General features: G+C 39.0%; 18 protein-coding genes. 7 read left to right on the top strand and 11 right to left on the bottom strand.

The features are described 5' to 3' along the window. Positions 1-19: 19 nt before the first annotated feature. Both MKX14_RS09795 and mltD read right to left on the bottom strand, forming a co-directional pair. Positions 20-1,855 (bottom strand): extracellular solute-binding protein, encoded by a 1,836-nt coding sequence (locus MKX14_RS09795; RefSeq protein ID WP_240282347.1) that lies wholly within the window; start codon positions 1,853-1,855, stop codon positions 20-22. Positions 1,856-1,870: 15 nt separating this feature from the next. Then, positions 1,871-5,086: a LysM peptidoglycan-binding domain-containing protein gene (mltD, locus tag MKX14_RS09790; RefSeq protein ID WP_240282346.1), complete on the bottom strand. Its 3,216-nt coding sequence runs from the start codon at positions 5,084-5,086 to the stop codon at positions 1,871-1,873. A gap of 232 nt (positions 5,087-5,318) precedes the next feature. Here mltD and dnaQ point away from each other — a divergent pair, with 232 nt between their 5' ends. From dnaQ to nudC, 3 genes are all read left to right on the top strand, one after another. After that, on the top strand, positions 5,319-6,698 hold the full coding sequence (gene dnaQ / locus MKX14_RS09785) for a DNA polymerase III subunit epsilon (protein WP_240282345.1): 1,380 nt from the start codon (positions 5,319-5,321) through the stop codon (positions 6,696-6,698). A gap of 130 nt (positions 6,699-6,828) precedes the next feature. Continuing rightward, entirely contained in the window at positions 6,829-8,472 is a 1,644-nt protein-coding gene (locus MKX14_RS09780; RefSeq protein ID WP_240282344.1) for a chemotaxis protein, read from the top strand. Beyond that, on the top strand, positions 8,472-9,215 hold the full coding sequence (gene nudC / locus MKX14_RS09775) for an NAD(+) diphosphatase (protein WP_239936117.1): 744 nt from the start codon (positions 8,472-8,474) through the stop codon (positions 9,213-9,215). The genes MKX14_RS09780 and nudC overlap by 1 nt, the downstream gene beginning before the upstream one ends. Before the next feature lie 28 nt (positions 9,216-9,243). Here the strand turns inward: nudC and afmiD are convergent, their stop codons facing one another. From afmiD to MKX14_RS09760, 3 genes are all read right to left on the bottom strand, one after another. After that, positions 9,244-10,107 carry an alpha/beta hydrolase gene (gene afmiD / locus MKX14_RS09770; protein ID WP_014206106.1) on the bottom strand — a complete coding sequence of 288 codons (864 nt, stop codon included), beginning with the start codon at positions 10,105-10,107 and terminating at the stop codon, positions 9,244-9,246. 3 nt (positions 10,108-10,110) lie between these two features. Then, positions 10,111-10,818 (bottom strand): BON domain-containing protein, encoded by a 708-nt coding sequence (locus MKX14_RS09765; protein WP_119685413.1) that lies wholly within the window; start codon positions 10,816-10,818, stop codon positions 10,111-10,113. A 79-nt stretch (positions 10,819-10,897) separates the two neighbouring features. Then, entirely contained in the window at positions 10,898-11,299 is a 402-nt protein-coding gene (locus MKX14_RS09760) for a YraN family protein (protein ID WP_014206105.1), read from the bottom strand. 209 nt (positions 11,300-11,508) lie between these two features. Between MKX14_RS09760 and rsmI the strand changes: the two genes are divergently transcribed. Then, on the top strand, positions 11,509-12,345 hold the full coding sequence (gene rsmI, locus MKX14_RS09755; RefSeq protein WP_130118702.1) for a 16S rRNA (cytidine(1402)-2'-O)-methyltransferase: 837 nt from the start codon (positions 11,509-11,511) through the stop codon (positions 12,343-12,345). A gap of 104 nt (positions 12,346-12,449) precedes the next feature. Beyond that, positions 12,450-12,836 carry a hemin receptor gene (locus MKX14_RS09750; RefSeq protein WP_240282343.1) on the top strand — a complete coding sequence of 129 codons (387 nt, stop codon included), beginning with the start codon at positions 12,450-12,452 and terminating at the stop codon, positions 12,834-12,836. Between the two features lie 2 nt (positions 12,837-12,838). On the opposite strand, the gene iciA is transcribed toward MKX14_RS09750, so the two are convergent. Continuing rightward, positions 12,839-13,729 carry a LysR family transcriptional regulator ArgP gene (gene iciA / locus MKX14_RS09745; protein WP_240282342.1) on the bottom strand — a complete coding sequence of 297 codons (891 nt, stop codon included), beginning with the start codon at positions 13,727-13,729 and terminating at the stop codon, positions 12,839-12,841. A gap of 104 nt (positions 13,730-13,833) precedes the next feature. Here iciA and MKX14_RS09740 point away from each other — a divergent pair, with 104 nt between their 5' ends. Continuing rightward, a complete protein-coding gene (locus MKX14_RS09740) occupies positions 13,834-14,436 on the top strand; it encodes a LysE/ArgO family amino acid transporter (protein WP_240282341.1) in 603 nt (200 codons plus the stop codon). A 56-nt stretch (positions 14,437-14,492) separates the two neighbouring features. On the opposite strand, the gene MKX14_RS09735 is transcribed toward MKX14_RS09740, so the two are convergent. Beyond that, positions 14,493-15,134 (bottom strand): cation transporter, encoded by a 642-nt coding sequence (locus MKX14_RS09735; RefSeq protein WP_174759985.1) that lies wholly within the window; start codon positions 15,132-15,134, stop codon positions 14,493-14,495. Between the two features lie 65 nt (positions 15,135-15,199). On the opposite strand from MKX14_RS09735, the gene MKX14_RS09730 reads away from it, so the two are divergent. Continuing rightward, a complete protein-coding gene (locus MKX14_RS09730; protein WP_133481813.1) occupies positions 15,200-15,601 on the top strand; it encodes a MerR family transcriptional regulator in 402 nt (133 codons plus the stop codon). Between the two features lie 36 nt (positions 15,602-15,637). Here MKX14_RS09730 and MKX14_RS09725 read toward each other — a convergent pair whose 3' ends face one another. From MKX14_RS09725 to pepP, 4 genes are all read right to left on the bottom strand, one after another. Continuing rightward, positions 15,638-15,889 carry a hypothetical protein gene (locus MKX14_RS09725; RefSeq protein ID WP_002117665.1) on the bottom strand — a complete coding sequence of 84 codons (252 nt, stop codon included), beginning with the start codon at positions 15,887-15,889 and terminating at the stop codon, positions 15,638-15,640. A 207-nt stretch (positions 15,890-16,096) separates the two neighbouring features. Next, positions 16,097-17,329 carry an FAD-dependent monooxygenase gene (gene ubiF / locus MKX14_RS09720; RefSeq protein WP_240282340.1) on the bottom strand — a complete coding sequence of 411 codons (1,233 nt, stop codon included), beginning with the start codon at positions 17,327-17,329 and terminating at the stop codon, positions 16,097-16,099. Further along, positions 17,326-18,534 (bottom strand): 2-octaprenyl-6-methoxyphenyl hydroxylase, encoded by a 1,209-nt coding sequence (ubiH, locus tag MKX14_RS09715; RefSeq protein WP_240282339.1) that lies wholly within the window; start codon positions 18,532-18,534, stop codon positions 17,326-17,328. Before ubiH ends, ubiF begins: the two co-directional genes overlap by 4 nt. Positions 18,535-18,565: 31 nt before the next feature. Beyond that, a complete protein-coding gene (gene pepP, locus MKX14_RS09710; protein ID WP_046812828.1) occupies positions 18,566-19,888 on the bottom strand; it encodes a Xaa-Pro aminopeptidase in 1,323 nt (440 codons plus the stop codon). Positions 19,889-19,928: the final 40 nt, after the last annotated feature.

The following is a 19,928-nucleotide window of genomic DNA, read 5'->3' as shown; positions in this document are numbered from 1 at the left end:
CCTTTATGGCAGGTGCTTTTTATTGTTGATGTAAATATTTGGCAACTTTTTTTGCTTTGTTTGCATCACTCCACCAATATTCTATCCCAGAAGAAAGTGCTGGTTTAATTTTAGGTTGTTGATACATATTCCAATAAGCATACCAGTTTTCACCTTTACCATAAGTTGGGATTTGATAATAACCAGCTCTAAGCAATCGATCGAGAATGCGAGTATAAATAATCTGTTGTTCACGGCTTTTACTTGCAACGAGTTTTGAAATCACTTGATCAATTACTGGATTGCTAATTCCGGCATAATTGTAATTTCCATCCTGAGCTGCGGCGATACTCCCCCAAAACTGAGTTTGTTCATTTCCAGGATTGAGAGATTGAGGCAAATTCATTGTGGTCATATCAAAATCGTAACGGCGAGTCCGTTCTAAATATTGCGGAGCATCCACCTGACGCAAATTAACCGCAATGCCTAACTTTTTTAAGTTACGGATAAAAGGTAAAAGTGTTCGTTGTTTACCATCTTGCTGAATTAAAAATTCAAGCTGAACTTTTTTCCCTTCTGGCGTAAATAGCTGCCCTTCTTTAACTTTATAACCAGCTTGTATAAGCAATTGCCGCGCAATTAATAAATTCTGACGATTGAAACCACTCGCATCAGACACGGGGTATTTCCAGTTTGCTAAAACACCTTGCTGCATGAGTGGAGATAACTTAGGTAATAACGGTTTTAACAACTCTAATTCAGTTTTTGAAGGTCGACCTGTTGCTGCTAATTCACTATTTTCAAAATAACTTTGTAGTCGCTGATATTGTCTATAAAACAAAGCTTTATTTTGCCATTCAAAGTCATAGGCATAGGTTAAAGCTTGTCTAAAACGAATATCATTTAAAGGTTTTCGTCGCGTATTAAAAACATAGCTTTCAGTGGCGATAGGATTATGGTGACGAAACTTATATTGAGTAACCAACCCTGCTTTTACGGCTGGAAAACGGTAATCTGTAACCCATTTTTTAGGATTAGTTTCTTCATGCAAAGTGTATTGCCCAGATTTAAATCCTTCAAAAGCAATATCCCAATTTCGATAATAAACATATCTCAAACGGTCAAAGTTATAACGCCCCTTGTTAATAGGCAAATCTTTTGCCCAATAATTTGGGTTCCGTTTATAACTAATGCTTCTGCCCGGATCAACTCGTTCAACTACATACGGTCCCGAACCAATAATCGGTTGTAAGGTAATTCGGCTAAAATCTCTTTTTTGCCAATCTGCTTTTGAATAAATGGGTAAGGTTGCCAAAATGAATGGCATTTTAGGGTTATGGGTAGACTTAAAACTAAACTTTACTTGATGAATATTTATTACTTCTGTTTTAGCCAAATCGGCAAGGTACATTTGCAAACCTAAATTAGACTTAGTCTGATAGGCATCAAAACTAAATTTAACATCAGCCGCAGTGACTGGCTGTCCATTACTAAAACGCGCTTTAGGGTTTAAATAAAAAGTCACTGATTGCGTTTTTTCTGGGTCATAACTCACTTTCTGTGCCAAAAGCGGATATAAAACCCCGACCTCATCAAGTGATTGGGTCATTAAGGTATCAAAAAGATAATTCACCCCTTCTGTAGCATTCCCTTTCCCATTCATACTATTGAGGTTATCAAAAGTTCCTTGAGCTGCCTGACTTAATAGGCCACCTTTAGGTGCATTAGGGTTTGCATATGGCATAGCCATCATTTCTAAATACTTAGGCTTAGAATGAATCGCTATATATGAAGTGGTTTGTTGTGCAGAAAAAGCACTATGGGAAATGACACTGAGCCCGACTAGCAGGCTCAGTTGAAAATTTAATTTATGCATAAATGACTAATTATTTTACAAATTAGGCACTTTAATTACATCACCAATCCGAAGCTGAGTAGAAGGTGCTAAATTATTCAGCTCAGCCAATAAATTGGTTTCTAAACCATATTTACTCGCAAGACCGATTAAGGTATCACCACGCTTCACTTTGTATTCCACGACAGTTTTTGGAATTACAATATTCTGACCGCGTTGTAAACTAGCATTTGCTTTTAATGCATTCATTTCAGCAAGTTCTCGTACTGAAATACCCGCACGACTCGCAATACTATTTAATGACTCACCAGATTTAACAGTATATCTTTCAGTATTTTTACTAACTACAACTGTTTTAGCTGAAGACTTAGTATCTGCTTTAGCTGTTTCAACTGTAGGCACATCACCCGTTAGCTTTAAACGCTGCCCTACACGAACGCTACTATTGCGTGAAAGACCATTTAGGGAAGCAAGGTAATCTAGCTGCAAGTGGTAGCGATTAGCGATATTACCTAAGCTATCACCAGATTTAACCGTATAAGTTTCTGGCGTTTCTTCTTTAGTATTTTTGGAAGATTTAGTTGGTGCTTCTTCAACTGTACCTGTTAGTTTTAGGCGTTGACCAACACGCAAGCCAGCATTATGAGCCAAGCCGTTTAAGTCAGCCAAATAACTTGTTTCTAGGTTATATTTACTGGCAATCGCATTTAAGCTATCGCCAGACTGTACAACGTATTGTTCAGGAACACTTAAGCCTGCTGGTACTTTTAAAGTTTGACCGAGCTGTATATAACTATTTACCTTTAAGTTATTTAACTCAGCTAACTCAGCTAGGCTAATTTTTGATTTAGTTGCAATACTCGACAAAGTATCACCACGTTGTACTTTATAGCCTTCTGTTTTATAAGAAACACTTGCTGATGCTTTCTCCGATTTACTAGAAACCTTAGTTTCAGCAACTTCATCTACAGAAATATCTTGTGTAGGCACATTAATTTTTTGGCCTACCATCAAGTTACTACCCGCAGTTAATCCCGGTGTTAAATCAGCAAGTTCCTGATTAGAGAGTGCATAACGATCTGCAATCAATTTAAGGTATTCACCGCGCTTCACAGTATAACTTTTAGTTGCTATGCGCTTTGCACTTGCCTGAACTGCTTTCGGTTCAGCTTTAGCACTTGAGCGATTATTCTTTGGTTCTTTTAGCTGCAATTTTTGCCCAACAAATAAGCCATCAGTCACTGATAAATCGTTATATTCAGCCAATTGTCTTACTGACAAATTAAACTGGTTAGCCACACCGCTTAAGCTATCGTTAGCCTGAACGACATATACATCTGGTTTAGCTGTGCTTTTTGAAGTCGTTTGAGTTTCTTGTGGCTTAGCATCATAAAGGTAAAGCGTTGAACCAACATATAACGTCTTTTCTGGGTCAATCTGGTTCCACTTAGCAATATCACGCCAGTTTACGCCATTTTTCATCGCAATAACGGCTAAAGTGTCACCTGGTAAAACAGTGTATGTACTACGTTTGCCTCTAGGCTGCACAACCACCACATCTGTATCAGTTTTAATGTAAGGCTTGTCTTTATTGCGCTGCGCATCTTCAGAATTAGCTACAGTCACGTCTTCAGCTAAAGTTTTTGGATATGCAAAACCTTTACTTACTTCTTTACCTTGTTGATCTGCAACTGATTGGCTTGTTTGAATCGCAGTTAACTTAATTTTGCCATCATAAGGATCAACAATTTCTGTACCTTGAGGTGCAATAGCTTTTAACTCGGCAACTACTTGATCTTTTTCAGCCTGTGTTGGTTGTGGCTCTAAAGCTTGCTGAACTGTTTCTTTTTCACCTTCAGCTCGAACTGCCGCTAAAATCTTTTCACGTTCTGCAGCCGAGATTGGTGGCTCTGTCTTCACTTGCTTAATATTTGCCGCAGGTGTTACAGCCACAGGAATACGCGGAGCACTTGGTACATCAGCCGAAGCTGCAAACGCGGCTAAAGCATCAGCGCCACGAGGTGTTGAGGTTCTTACTGTAGTAGAGCCACTGGTTGTTTTAGTCGGTGTTGACGGTTTAACTGGTTGAACCTGATTAGCAGGTGTAGTCTTAATTGTCACCGAAGTTGAAGCACTTACATCTGGCTTAGATGGTGAAGTCACATTTGCCCACCAACCAGAACCGCCACCCGATTTAAGCCCTTTTAATTTATTGTCAATTGCAGGACTTAAATCTGCTGGAATCAAGATACGCATTGGACTTGCAGGGTCCACCATTTCACCACGATATCCTGGGTTTAATGCATAGAGTTCCGAACGACTTAATCCAGCTACAGACGCAATTTCATTTAATGATAGAGGTGCAGATAAAGTCACTTCACGGAAATGGGGTCTATTTGCAATAGGCGGTAAAGAAATACCGTAAGCTTTTGGATTTTTAATAATTTGGGCAACTGCCAAGAAACGCGGAACATAGTTCATGGTTTCTTGAGGTAATTTTAAAGACCAATAGTCAGTTGGTAGGCCTGCTGCCTGATTCCGGTTAATTGCTTGTTGAATACGTCCTGGTCCAGCGTTATAAGCTGCTAAAGCAAGCTCCCAAGAACCGAATTGGTTATATAAACTTCCCAAAAACTCATATGCAGCACGAGTCGATTCAACAACATCTCGACGGCCATCATACATACTTGTTTGTTTTAAGCCATAAATACGACCCGTACTCGGAATAAACTGCCATAAACCTGCTGCGGCTGCGCTACTTGTTGCAGCGGGGTCATATGAACTTTCAATGACAGGTAATAATGCAAGTTCTGTCGGCAAACCACGGCGTTCAGCTTCTTTAACTGTATGGTACAAATAACGACTTGCGCGGGCACTTAAACGATCAAGATAAGGCTGACGAGAAATAAACCAACTACGCTGAGCTTCAATACGTGAATCCCAATGGTTCAAATCCATTTTAAAACCAACAGACATACGTTTCCAAACATCACCATGCTTTAAAATAAGCAGACGATCACCCTCTACAGCACGCATATCAGTTGCTGAAAGTAGGTCCTCCAATGAATCAAGACTACTTGCATCTAAATAACCTGCACCACTGACCTGTTTCGATTTTGAGGTTTTTGCAGTTTGCGGAGTCGATGAACAGCCTGTTGTAATACCCAACGCAGCTAACGCAGAGCTAAGTACGGTAATTTTAAACAATGATGCTGCAGATGGCTGCCACACAAATGTGGTTGGTTTATACATAAAAACTTCCAAACAACTCGCGTAATATTTTTTTGGGTCTGCCCACAAACCCTAGGTCTTCGATGCCATTGTAGTAAAGCATGCAAGATAGACAAGGCAATAATTTAATGTCATTTGCATGGAAATGTTACAAGAAATTAAAAAAACCTTGCCTTGATACGATGGAACCGAACTTTTTGCGTATACAATACACCATATTCAGTTCTTTTTCTTTTAGTTTAGGTTTCGATTTATGTCTCAAACAATCACACTGTATGTTGATGGTGCATGTCGTGGCAATCCGGGTTTAGGTGGTTGGGGCGCATATGTCATTACTGAGCAGGGTGAACATAAATTATTTGGCGGTGAACCTGATACGACGAATAACCGTATGGAACTCACTGCTGCCATTGAAGGTGTTTCATTTTGCCCAGCCGATGCACATTTGATTATCTGGACAGATTCAAATTATGTGAAGCAAGGTATTACTGAGTGGATTCATGGCTGGAAGAAAAAAAATTGGAAAGATGTAAAAAATCCTGACCTTTGGCAGAAATTAGATGCTGTCTGTGCAGGTAGAAATATTGAGTGGAACTGGATTAAAGGCCATGCAGGACACCCTGGCAATGAAATGGCAGACCAACTGGCGAATTTAGGTGCAGACAAAACTGCGAAAGAACTCAAGCAACTACAGTCTGCCACTGTATCGCAAGATATAAAAAAGCCTGAACAGGACTGGTTGCTAGATGACCCTTTCGGGTTTGATCTGGCTGACGCAACTGATGAAGAAAATATTCATCTTGAAGCACCTGAAGAAGTTGAGATGATTATTGTGGAAGAAGAAATTATTGAAGTTGAAACTGCCGAACAAGAAAGTAAGCAGCCAACCAATAATATTCATCCTCAAATCGTTGTGACCGAAGCCAAATTAAAATTACAAGGTCCTCGACAACTCATTCTTGATACGGAAACTACTGGTTTTTATTTCCAAGATGGCGACCGCATTATTGAGGTGGGCGCGATTGAGATGATTAACCGTAAGCTTACGGGTAGTTCGATTCATATTTATATTAACCCACAAAAACCAGTGGGAGACTCAGAAAATATCCACGGGATCAGTGATGATTTCTTAAAAGATAAACCGCTCTATGCGGACATTGCTGACACCTTATTTGACTATCTCAAAGGTGCAGAGATTATTGCCCATAACGCGACCTTCGATATGAACTTCCTTGATATGGAGTTTAAACGCGTAGGGCTTCCTGCACTTTCTGAAGTGTGTGAGGTAACGGATACTTTAGCTTTAGCGAAAAACAAACATCCGGGACAAAAAAACTCCCTTGATGCGCTTGTAAGACGTTATGAAATTCCAGCACGTGACCGTACTTTCCACGGCGCATTACTTGATGCTGAAATTCTTGCTGATGTCTACTTGGCAATGACTGGTGGTCAGGTTTCTTTTGATATAGATGCCTTATCTCAGAGTGAAAATAGCCAGCAAACAATCAATAGGAGCAGAATTCAAATTGACCTCCCTGTAATTTACCCTTCAGATGAAGAGTTAAATACACATGAGACTTGGGTCAAAGAATATGAGGAAAAACACGGAGAACCTTGCCTTTTTGCAAAATAAATTTTTGATTCTTTAGTGTTTTTAGCTTTTCCCCTTTGTAAGTTAAGTTATATTACTCGCATAGATTTTTAGCTCAAATTATTGAGCACTATGAATATAACAATTGATTTTTTTTCAAAGGGGAACGTTTATGTCTGAGCATACTTCGATTCATTTCGATCCAACAGCTTTACTCATCATTAAACATGAAATTGATCGTTCAATAAAACTAGTTGAAGGTGCGGTAAGTACCTTAATTGAAGAACAGACTCTCCCTTTTGGTATTGATGACGCTTTAGAACAGTTTAAACAATGTACCCAAGTTCTACGCTTAATTGATGTTCCTTATCTTGCAAAACTCACTCAATATTCGACTGAGTTGATGCAAAAAATTATTGCGAATCCTGCCCAGATTAATACGGATGATGTCGTTGCCCTAAGCGAAGGCACGACCATGGTAAAGCGTTATATTGAATTTATCTGTTTGCGTGAAATACAAGTTCCACAATTTCTTCTTACGACCTTAAATAATTTAGAATTAGCTTTAAATAAACCCCTCACCACATCCGGACAAGCTATTGTTCCTTTACTTGCAAATACTTCGCTTGAACTGCCCTTGCCTGAAATATTAATTAATGAAAAAACTCAGTTCATCCATCAACTCTATAAACTATCTCTACACCAATTTTTAAAAAAGACAGCATCAGCTCAGAATTTTCAAGCTTTTAAACTTATTGCAACCTATTTGGTCAGTATGGCGAATACTCAGCCGAGCCAAAAATATTGGCAGCTCGTCAATTACGCTTTTAACCATATTGATGACCTACTTTTAAATGATGCACGCCTACGTGTACTGATTAATATTGAAAGTCATATTGCTCTATTTTTGGCAGCACCCGAAAGTTTTGAACCTAATTTAGCGGCATTCGCAGATATTTTAAGTATTGTCATCGCTCAAGAAGATGAGATTGCTCACCTTATTCGTAACCAACTTCATATTGGTGATGAAACACCAACTGATACTCAATTACTCGTTTTAAGTCGCCATCTCTTTGGTCCGGACTTTGACACCATGCACACAGTCAGCCAGTTAATTTTGGATGAAATGAATAAGGTGCGGAACGATATTGAATACAACTACCACAATATGTCACCTGAAAAAGCACAGCAACTACAAGCGAGCCTTTTACAACTGGCTCATACTTTTAAACTCCTAAACCTTGATGAAGCCGCATCTGCGCTTTCTCAACAAGCCAGCAGTTTAAGTCAACTTAACATTTTAAGTGACGAAAACTATGCTCAGCAGCTGATGAACAGCATTTTATCTGCCATGAACTCAATTGGTATTTTGGTACGCAATTACACGTCAAATCGTCTACAACTTAGCGTGAATAATACGGCTATTTCTTTAGACCGTCTTGATGAAGCTCATCAAGCTTTGCTTACCGAGACAAAAAATTTAATTGATTTTATCTGTCAGAGTCTTACGTTGTATGCCAATGACCAGACACAAAATATTGAAGCGATTGCAGGTTCATTAAAAGAGTTAGCGGGTGCAGCCGAATTTTTAGGAAGTACGACTCAACAACATGCTTTACTCCAAACTGCCCAATTTGTTCAAGAGCAACTTGAACAAAGCCAGCCTTTTAATACAGACCAAATTCACTGTATTTTTAACGTATTGGCAGGCATTGACATGTTAGTTGACAATTTAAAAAATAAACAACCTGTTCTACAATCCATGTTTAATGTAGCATTGTCGAGTAGTCAACAACTTCAAAAAAAGGCAGCTTAATGTCTGAATTATCACTTGCTTATATTTTCCATCATCAACAATTACTGGTTGACCAGAATCTCCAACTACCCAAAGTCGAAAAGTTAGCAAGTGATTTACTTTTCACTCATGATGAGCAAGTCATTGCACGTGACTTGCTTGCTGAGGAATCTATCCCCGAAGGCTTACAACTTGTTCCAATTCGCCAGCTTATTACCAGCTGGTCGAAAGAACAGTTTTTGCAAGCGAGCCGTGCTGTTCAATTACTTGAATGGCGACGTAACCATAAGTTTTGTAGCCACTGTGGACATCCGACAGAAGTGCATCCAACCGAATATGCAATGGTATGCCCTTCTTGTCGCTACCATCAATATCCTCGTGTAAACCCTTGCATTATTACCGTCATCACTCGTGGTGATGATGAAATCTTGCTGGCTAAATCAGTCCATAACAAAACCAATATGTATGGTTTGATTGCAGGTTTTGTTGAGGTAGGCGAAACACTTGAAGAAGCAGTACAACGTGAAGCCTTTGAAGAAGTAGGTTTAAAACTCAAAAATATTCAATATATGTCAAGTCAGCCTTGGCCATTCCCAAGTAACCTTATGGTGGCATTTCGAGCAGAATATGAGTCGGGTGAAATTAAGCTTCAAGAAGAAGAAATTGCAGATGCACAATTCTTCAAAATTGATCAATTACCTGAGATTCCATTTAAAGGAAGTATTGCTCATTCAATGATTATGCAGATTACCCAAGCTGGGTAATCTGCCGTATTTTAAACGAGACCCTCGTTTAAAACACTTCTTCAAGAAAATGTAAGATCGTTCTTTTCGTTCTGAAATAGTGGCTAATAAAGCTAGAAAGACTGGCCAAAATTGTAATATGTCCAGTTTTAGGAATCACGGCGATATGGCTGTGATTTCCACTCTGTCTTAAAGCCCGATCCAAATCCAACGTATTCTCTTTGCCGACAAGCTGATCATTTTCAGCCATGAGTAAGTAATGTTTAATACTATTTTGATTGACGAAATAGTATGGCATCACTTCTTGATAAGAAATACTTTGATCAAAAGCATCTTCAGCTAGTGGGTCACCCTTATAATCAAAATGATAAGGTCCAGCTAAACCGAAAATCGCCTTAATGTTTCCTAAACATTGAATAGGATTTGGCGTTGGGTGATAAACAGCAGACATTACATTAAATGCCCCTGCCGAATGTCCCATAAGCACAACATTTTCTGTAGAAATTTCTAGTTTGTCTTGGTTTTGATGTAAATAATTCAATGCCTGTGTCAAGTCATCAACAAAACTCGGAAAAATATTTTTTGGAGCTAATTGATAGTTGATAACTGCAACGTCATAGCCTTCTTTAGCAAACGTCTCACCAATAAAAAGATAATCTCGCTTATTACCATGTTGCCAAGCACCACCATGTACAAAAACAATAAGGGGCTGATGTGCTAGTTTTTTAACAGATCGGTAAATATCCAAACGGTGACGCGGCTTTAGACCATAACGTACATTTGCGACCTGTTCAAAACCATCTTTTGGCGTAAAACGGTTTAAAGCAAAACTCCCCAAATCATAAAGGCGGAACTCTTTATAAAGAGTTCGCGCCTGTTCAATTTTACTTTGTAGTTGTTCAATCAGATTCATATATTACTGTGCATTCGAAGCTGGATCTGTTTGGTCAGGATCAATTGCAACAGGAGTTTGAACTGTTGGTTGAGCAATGACGTTATTAATAATTGGTGTAGTCGTTGCACTAGCAGTACTCGCCGCTGGCGCAGGTGCTAAATCAACGTTATCAATGAGTGTCACAATTTTGGTCACGTTACCAACATTTTGAAGCACATTATTTAAATCATTAATTTCAGCTGTATTTAAACGGCCCATCACATATAAAACACCATCTTCAGTATGGACAAGTACTTTACTGTCCGATACAACTGGCGCTTTCATTAATAGAGCACGTGTATTTGCAGTTACACCAGCATCTTGCATGATCGTGTTATAGCTGACCTTATTACCCACGGTAATGTAGTTATGTACAGCTTTTACATCACTCATGGCTTTAACATTGTCTTCTGCTAGCTGTTTCAAGTAAGGGTCTGGCACCTGACCAGTTAACAATACTGTGCTATGGAAGCTTTCGATGTTAATACGAGATTGTTTAAAACGCTGATCAAGCTTATAGAGGTTAATATTCGCTGTACGTTTAATTGAAGAATCAATGAATACCTGACCTAAGCTACGTACACCACTATCTGTTCCGACTGGAGCTGTACCTGTTCCACCAGAAATAAAACTTGCGCAACCTGACAAACTTGCGACACAAAGCGCTGTTACAGCAATACGTTTCAACACTCCACCAGACTCCTATCAATCTCTTCTTGGCTTGATCATAAAACATCGGTTTTAATTTGCTCAAAAGAGTAATGAACTCTTAATCCAAAGTAAATGCATTTTCGATCCATTGCAGATCATAATGGAAATTTGAAAAGTCTTGCTGTACTGTTTTTGCAATTTTCTGTGGAAAATCAAAACAAATCACATCAAAACGACAATAAAAATCCTGATAAGATGGGTAGCGCTGTAAAAAACGCATCGCGGTTTTAATAATTTTCTTCTGCTTTGTTCTCGTTACCATTTCGCAAGCTTGTCCATAATTTCCTATAGTACGCGCTTTTACCTCGACAAAAACCAGTTCTTGTCCTCTTTTAACAATCAAATCCACTTCACCACGGCGTGAATGATAATTACTGGTTACCCATACATAGTTTTGCTTTTGCAACAGGTTTAAAGCCGTTTGCTCTGCCCATTTCCCCAACTGCTGCGCTATTAACATTTTTATCTTCCCCAAATTAAAAGTAGCACCACATATTTTGATGCTTAAATTATTTCGTTAAATCCACCCGTACTTTTTGATTTAAATTGAACAAATGAAAATCAGATCATTTTGGAAAAGCAAAGGTTGGCAGACATTGTTCACGCCCAAATCATAATTTCGGGTAAACTACCCCATTAAAATTGTTTATCTGTACGGAGTAAAACCAAATGAGTGCTCAGTTATTCGTTGTAGCCACCCCAATCGGGCACTTAGATGATATGACTTTCCGTGCAATTGATATTTTAAAATCAGTTTCTATTGTAGCTGCCGAAGATACACGTCAATCAGCACAATTATTTAAGCACTATAATATATCGACTCAACTTACTGCATGCCATGACCACAATGAAAGTAATAAAATTGAGCAGTTGGTTCAAAAATTACTTGCAGGCGATGACATTGCTTTAATTAGTGATGCAGGTACACCGCTTATTAGTGACCCTGGTTTTAAGTTAGTTCGAGCTGCTCAAGAACATGGTATCAGGGTTGTTCCTGTGCCTGGTGCATGTGCTGCGATTGCCGCTCTAAGTGCGGTAGGTCTACCGAGCGATCGTTTTAGTTTTGAAGGATTTTTACCGTCAAAAGCTTCTCAACGTATTTCTCAATTAGAAAAACTCAAAAATGAAACTCAGACCTTAATTTTTTATGAAGCGCCCCACCGTATTTTAGAGTGTGTAAAAAATATGGCTGAGGTATTTGGTGAAGACCGACCTGTAGGTTTCGCACGTGAAATTACCAAAACCTTTGAAACCATTAAAAAAATGACTTTAAAAGATTTGGTCAGTTTTATAGAAAATGATCACAATCAAGAAAAAGGTGAAATTGTTCTTGTAGTTGGCGGTGCACCAGAAAAGACAGATCTTGAACAAGAAAAACTAGATGAACTTTTAAAGCGCTTACTTCAAGATTTATCTGTTAAAGCGGCATCTCAACTGGCTGCCGACTTAACAGGAGTTAAGAAAAAAGTTGCTTATCAACGTGCGCTTGAGTTAACCCAATCTTAATCTTTTGATTAAGCACAGTGATGAACAATAAAATAAATAGTCTTCATCATCACTGTGCATGAATTTTGCATAATAATATTAAAGATAAAAATAAGAGTATTTACATGACTGTACAGCTTGGAAAACTTGGGCCACATGAAGAGTGTGAACTAGAATTATTACTTTCAGGCGAGAAACCTATCGCTTTATTTTATGATCTATTACCTACCGAGTTTTTAGAGCATCTCGAGCAAGGCACTTTATCTATGCTGAGTAAAGATATTGAAACCTCTTTACCTTTACCATTTTCAATTATGCTGATCCATAAAAATGCACCTTTAGCAGATTTAGATGAACTTGTGTTATGTATTGAAAAATCACTAAAGGAAACTGAACTCGAAGATCGCTTAGAGCTTGACCGTAGAATTGGACAACTTTTAGGTTACTCAGCACAAGATATAGAGTTTTACATTCAGCATGTTTCAAATTTTTATGCCCGCTCAGGGACTTAAATTTATCTCAAGATATGTTTTGCTGACTGAACAATCGTCTCGGTTAATACATCAAGTTGCTGCGACTGTCTTTTCCAGTGGTGCCAATATAAAGGAACATCAAGTTCGGCTTCAGGCATAATATCAACAAGTGTTCCATTTTCGATTAGTGGCTGAACCTGCAACTCCGGCACCATGCCATAGCCTAAACCTAATTGAATTGCTTTGACGAAAGCATCTGTTGCCGGAATAAAACTATAAGGATAACTTTGCATCGGTAAACCGTATCCTTTTAATAAAACCTCTGAATGCATTAAATCTTTATGATTAAAAATAACTGCTGGTGTTTTTCTTAATGCATCTCTATTCACTCCAGCACTAAACCATTTATTTACAAAATCAGCAGAAGCCAACATTTTATAACGCATTTTTCCTAGTGGTTGAGCTAAACAACCTGTCATGACCTGCTCTTCTGCCGAAATACAGGCATTGACTTGTCCTGTCTCCAGTAGAGTGTGCGTGTGAGATTGATCATCAATTTTTAGTTCTAACACGATTTTTTCTTTAAAAAGCGTTTGCTGAATATTTGGTAAAAGCCAAGTTGCTAATGAATCTGCATTTGAAGCTAGAGCAATTTTATAAAATTCAGATTCAGATGATTTCCCCATCAAACCTTGTAATAAATTTTGCTCCATTAATCTCGTATGACGTAAATGCTGCAATAAAGTTTGCCCTGCTTGAGTGAGCACACAAGGGCGGCCCCGTATAATGAGTATTTGTCCTAAATACTTTTCTAAAGCTTGTACGCGTAAGGACACTGCCGAGGGCGTAATATATAAATACTCTCCTGCTGCATCAAAACTTCCCAATTCTGCAACTGCAAGAAAGGCTTCACATTGTTTACTATCTAACATATCAAACCTAAATTTTTTTTAGCCAAACCTAAATATTCTTAATTTTACTTATTTCTTAATAAAAAGTCAGATAATTCCCACATCTGTTTTTCCATCTTATTGTTATGTTCTCTCTTAGTATATTTTTTAAAGGTTTCGGTATTGGTAGCGGGCTTATCGTAGCAATTGGAGCTCAAAATGCTTTTGTCCTCAAACAAGGGCTTAAACAGCAATATGTATTTTGGTTGTGTTTAATCTGCGCACTGTCCGACTCAATTTTAATAGCCTGTGGTGTATTAGGTTTTGCTGAAATCATGACTGCATCACCCATCTTAATTACCGTGGCTAAATATTTAGGGGCAACTTTTTTATTAGTTTACGGTGCCAAAGCATTCTATGCTGCATTTAAGACCACCCAAAGTATGGACCTTGATAGCAGTCAAAAACAGACTTTAACCCAAGCATTAGTGACCTGTCTTGCCTTTACGTGGCTTAATCCTCACGTGTATTTAGACACTATTGTTCTGATTGGTTCAGTTGCAACTCAGCTAGAAGACAAAATTAGTTTTGCTTTAGGTAGCATTGTTGCCTCTTGGATTTTCTTTTTTAGTCTGGGCTATGGTGCAAGATTATTAAAGCCACTATTTACCAATCCTAAAGCATGGAAAGTTTTAGATTTCATTATTGGTTGCGTTATGTGGAGTATTGCAATATCGCTTCTCATCTAATGCATTCAAACAGTAAAAAGTACCATGTCTGAATGGTACTTTTTATGCGCTCATAATTATGCTTGAGAACCCAACACCAGTTTTGACTGTTTTCTTTCTTGCTGTGATTGTTTTATAACGGCATAACCAGAAGACACACCCAAGTACGCAATTACAAAGGCAACAAATAAATCTGGAAATACACTCCCTGTTCCAAATACGCCAACGGCCGCTAAAATCACAGCAATATTAGCAATAGAATCATTTCTACTACAGAGCCAAACTGAACGCATATTGGCATCTCCATCACGGTACGCATAGAGCATAAGCGCGACTGAAACGTTAGCAATTAAAGCCATTACACCAATTGCTCCCATGACCATTGGTTCGGGTGAAACGCCATAAAAATACGACCAGACCACTTTTGCAATAACAAAAACACCAAAAGCGGCCATCGTTATTCCTTTAAGTAATGCAGCTGTTGCGCGCCAATATAAACTCATCGAAAGCACAACTAAAGATAGTGCATAGTTTGCTGCATCTCCGGCAAAATCCAGTGCATCTGCCCAAAGTGAAACGGATTGAGCCTTATAACCTCCCAATATTTCCACCACAAACATTAAGGCATTGATCACAAGTGCAATCCATAATGCTTTTCTAAAACGCGGACTCACTTTCTTTGAAGGAGAACATGTTGAAGCACAACCACATCCAGCCATTTTATTTCCTCAAAAACTCTTTTATAGTGATTAAAAACCCTTGAGTAGCTCCAGAGTCAAGTCTTATGAGTCTTTCTATTGGTCAATTATCAAAAAAAGCGGATATTCCAATTGATACGATCCGTTATTACGAAAAAGTAGGTGTACTTGATCGCATCCAACGTTCAGAAAATAATTATCGTGTTTACACCGAACAAACACTTGCAGACCTTTTATTTATTAAGCATTGCCGTGAATTAGATATTTCACTGAGTGATATTAAAACGTTAAAAGAAATGAAAACTCAGCCCAAACAGGCCTGCACAGAAATTGATAATTTAGTCGATAAATACTTAAAAGAAGTATCAGAAAAAATCGAACGATTATTACTTTTAAAAGAATCTTTGATTGATTTAAAACAGCATTGCTCGACCAATCGAACAGTAGATGAGTGCGGGATCTTGAGAGAGCTTCAAAACTCTCCTTGAAAATAAAAAGCATCACTCATGTGATGCTTTTTAGGATTAATGGTCGCTATGTTCATCTGGAGGAACTTCGGTAATTCTCCCCCCTCGAGCTAAAAATGCGGCAACTTCATCTTCCAGCGCTTGGCGCTGTTTTTGCTTAGCAGTCACAGTCAGTGTTTCTGCCTCAGCAATATCAGTATCATTAATACTGCTTGCTTCTTCATCAGCTGCACCGCTTTCAGCTGCCTTTGCTTCATCTTCATCTACAGCAGAATCTTCTGCATCTTCATAATCATTGATATCTGACATTTTTCACTCCCCAGAATGATTTCTATTGCATCATCGCTATGGTCCTAAGACCTCAGAAATTTAGCAATCTCTTTGCATTTAGCAAAGAGCCAAATTGGTCAAATGTGTATCTTTTTCAACCCAATTGGTAATGATATATAAATGATTGTTTAAAAAATATCTACTGATATTTATTTAGACCAGTAGAGCATAAACTTCGTAATTATTTTAACGACTATACTGGGTGTTTTGTAAAGACCCTAAACCGTTTGCTTGTTGCATAAAACGCTCTTTTAAGAAGGAAATTTGTTCAACTTGCTTGAGTCCCACATTCCGAGCCCAGATAAATGGAAATAGCTCACTACTTTCCAACCAGCCAATTGCTGACATGCTATGCATCATTGCGTCATTTTCGCCTTTACGACGATGCTCATAACGCAACAATGTCTGTTCATTTGCCCATACGCCACGCGCTAAGTCATGTAGTAATGCATCACAGAGTACAGCTGCATCTAAACAACCAATATTTACGCCTTGTCCAGCAAGTGGATGGATAACATGTGCTGCATCCCCAATTAAAGCTAAACCAGCTTTCACATACTGTTTTGCAGCGCGCGCTTTGAGCGGGAATTGTGCTCTTGAACGTACATCTAATACTTCACCCAACATATGTTGGCTTTCTCGGGTTAAAAGCTGCATAAACTCATGATCAGTTAAAGCAGAATATTCATCGGCATAATCATCAGGCAGTGTCCAGACAATTGACTGCCAGTAGCCATTTTCACTTTCTTCAAGACTAGCCATCGGTAAATAGGCTAAAGGCCCTGTAGGTAAGAAAATTTGACGAGCAACATGATTGTGGGGTTTAGATGTTTTAATGGCACAACTAATCGCTGCTTGCTTGTAATCTAAGACATCTAGGTCAATAAAGGCCTGTTCTCGTACAAATGAATTGGCACCATCTGCCCCAATCAGCAGTTTTGTTTTAAGTGTCGTGCCATTTGCCAATTCAATATGCCAACACCCAACGCCCTGCTCAATGCGAGTCACGCGAACTTGAGTGCGATAATCTGTTAACTGCTCAAGCATTTTTTGTTGAATAGCAACATTCAATACACTTGGCTCAACCATAGAACCCAAGGCTTGCTCTGGCATTGGTCTTTGTACAGACTCATGGCCAAAATTAATTTCACCATAGCCATTTAAGTTCCACACTTGCATGCCTGTATAAGGCATTTGACGTGCCAGATCATCCCAAACATTGACTGTTTTAAGTAAATGAATGGTCGCTTGGCTAAGTGCTAAAACACGCGGGTTCATCACTCTTAATGTTTTTTCAACATCAAGTACAGGGGCAGCATCAAGCACGGTAGGCTGTACACCACCTTGTGCAAGTAATAAAGCAGTTAAGCCACCAACTAGTCCACCACCAACAATGACAACATCTAACACTTCACTCATGCTTTTAACCCCATTGCATAGTTTGCTACCAGTGGTTTAACACCCGGAATGACATCAAATGCAATTAATCCTGTATTACGGATTAATTTTAATAATGGATTTTGGTTACTAAAACCACGAACCACGGTGTCACAGAACTTAATCACTCGTTGTTGATCTGACAAACGAGCTTGTTCATAAGCCAGTAAATTATCTGGGTTACCGATATCGTCAGAAGCGGTTAGCTGGTTCACTAAATACCGTACTAAAACATCCGCATCACGTAGACATAGGTTAAAACCTTGTCCTGCAACAGGATGGATTGTATGCGCTGCATTACCCATCAAAATAACACGACCTACAGCTTGTTTATGTGCGAGCACTTGTGAAAGCGGATAACTAAAGCGTTTGCCGGTTTTTTCAAATTTACCAGCTCGGTCACCGTAAGTTTGTTGTAAAGCACTTAAGAAATGCTGATCATTTTCATCGCCTAACCACTCACTTTCAGTGCCTTTTTTAACAGGCCATACAACCGAACGGCGATATTCACCCGGTAAAGGCAACAACGCTAAAGGACCTAATGCACTAAAACGCTCAAAACCTACTTGCTCATGGGGTTTTGAAGTCTGGACGGTAGTGACAATTGCAACCTGATCATAGTCATGAACATCAACATCAACGCCGATTGCCTGACGACAGAAAGAGTCACGTCCATCTGCGGCAATTAATAGCTTTGACTCAAGTTTTAAAACTTCATCACCACGCTTGGCCTCAATATGTACTTGCTCAGCATCTTGAGTTAAAGCAGTCACTTGAACGCCATCAATCAGCTCAATCAAAGGCTGCTGACGTACTTGAGTCAATAAAACACGACCCAACCAAGCATTTTCAATCACCTGCCCAAAGCTTTCGACTTTTTCTTGTTCTGCAATTAATCGTGCCTTACCAAAACTGCCTTGTTCAGTAATGTGAACTTGTAGAATTGGAGTCGCGTGCTGCTGTAATGCATCCCATAACCCCAGCTTCTGATAAATCTGGACGCTACGACGCGATAAAGCCGTATTACGCGCATCGAAACTGGAGTGATAAGGAGCAACATTTTGATCATCATAGTTTGGGTATTTCACAGCTTCTAACAGCTTTACTGCAATATTAGCCTTCGCCAGCATGAGTGAAAGGCTAAGTCCAACCATTCCCCCACCTACAATAATCACTTGTTGTTGCATCGAGTTGTGCTCCTTTGGCGAATACGTTTAATTATGATTTAGCTTGCGCCATTAAATGTTCAATATCTGCAATATTTTTAACTACATCAGCAGTTAAAACTCGCGGACCTTTTGATGTTGCGACCACATCATCTTCAATACGAATACCAATACCACGCCATTTTTTATCTACAGTTTCATCGTCTGGTGCAATGTATAGACCTGGTTCAACGGTAACGACCATACCTTCTTCATATTGACGCCAGTCTTCACCTTTTTTGTAAGACCCGACATCATGTACATCCATTCCTAACCAATGGCCTGTACCATGCATATAAAACTGACGGTATGCTTCAGTTTCGATAAGTTCGTTAATATCACCTTTGAGCAAACCTAACTCAATTAGGCCTTCGGTTAAAATTTTAACGGCCACTTCATGAGGCTCTCGGTACGAATTACCAATGCGTACTGCATCAATCGCCGCATATTGAGAAGCCAATACAACTTCATATAATGCTTTTTGTTCAGCACTAAACTTACCATTGACCGGAAAAGTACGGGTAATATCTGATGCATAGAACTCATATTCGCATGCAGCATCAATTAAGACTAAATCACCGTCTTTAAGAGGTTGGTTATTTTCAACATAGTGCAAAATACAGGCATTAGCCCCACCACCAACAATACTGTTATAAGATTGGACACAGCCGTTTTGCCCAAATATATAATTGAGCTCGGCTTCAAGCGCATATTCCATCATACCTGGACGCACCATTTGCATCGCACGGGTATGTGCCTGAGCACTAATTTTTGAGGCAATTTGCATCAGCTCAAGTTCTTGTGATGACTTGATTAAACGCATTTCATCAACAATACGGTCGAGCTGTACCAGTTGAGCTGGAGCACCTTGATGTCGATGCTCAGCATCTGCTTTTTTAATCCACTGGCTCACTCGTGCATCAAACGCAGCATTTTGCCCAATCCGATAATAAAGACGTTCTTTATTTAATAACTTTTCAATAATTTCTTCATCAAGTAGATCAATTGCATAGGCTTCATCTGCATCATAGTCTTCGATTGCACCGTCAATTCCGGCACGGTAACCATTCCAGATTTCCATCTCGCGGTTACGTTCACGGCAAAAAAGACTATAGCTATAGTCAGTTACATCCTCAAAAGTTTCAATAACTGCAACTGCTTCAGGCTCAGCAAAGCCCGTCAAATAGAAAAAACTACTATCGGCACGGAATTTATAATCCGCATCACGATTACGGTACATCTCCTCACGCGTTGCAATAATTGCAATACTGTTAGGACCCATTTTTTCTGCTAAACGGTCTCTACGATGTTGAAAATCAGCTTGAGGCAATTTCATAATGATCTACTTGATTTAGAATTTTAAAGTTAAAAAATAA

The sequence above is a fragment of the Acinetobacter pittii genome (assembly GCF_022449185.1).
Taxonomy (GTDB): Bacteria; Pseudomonadota; Gammaproteobacteria; order Pseudomonadales; family Moraxellaceae; genus Acinetobacter; species Acinetobacter pittii_I.
This window is presented reverse-complemented; position numbering and strand designations above follow the sequence as displayed.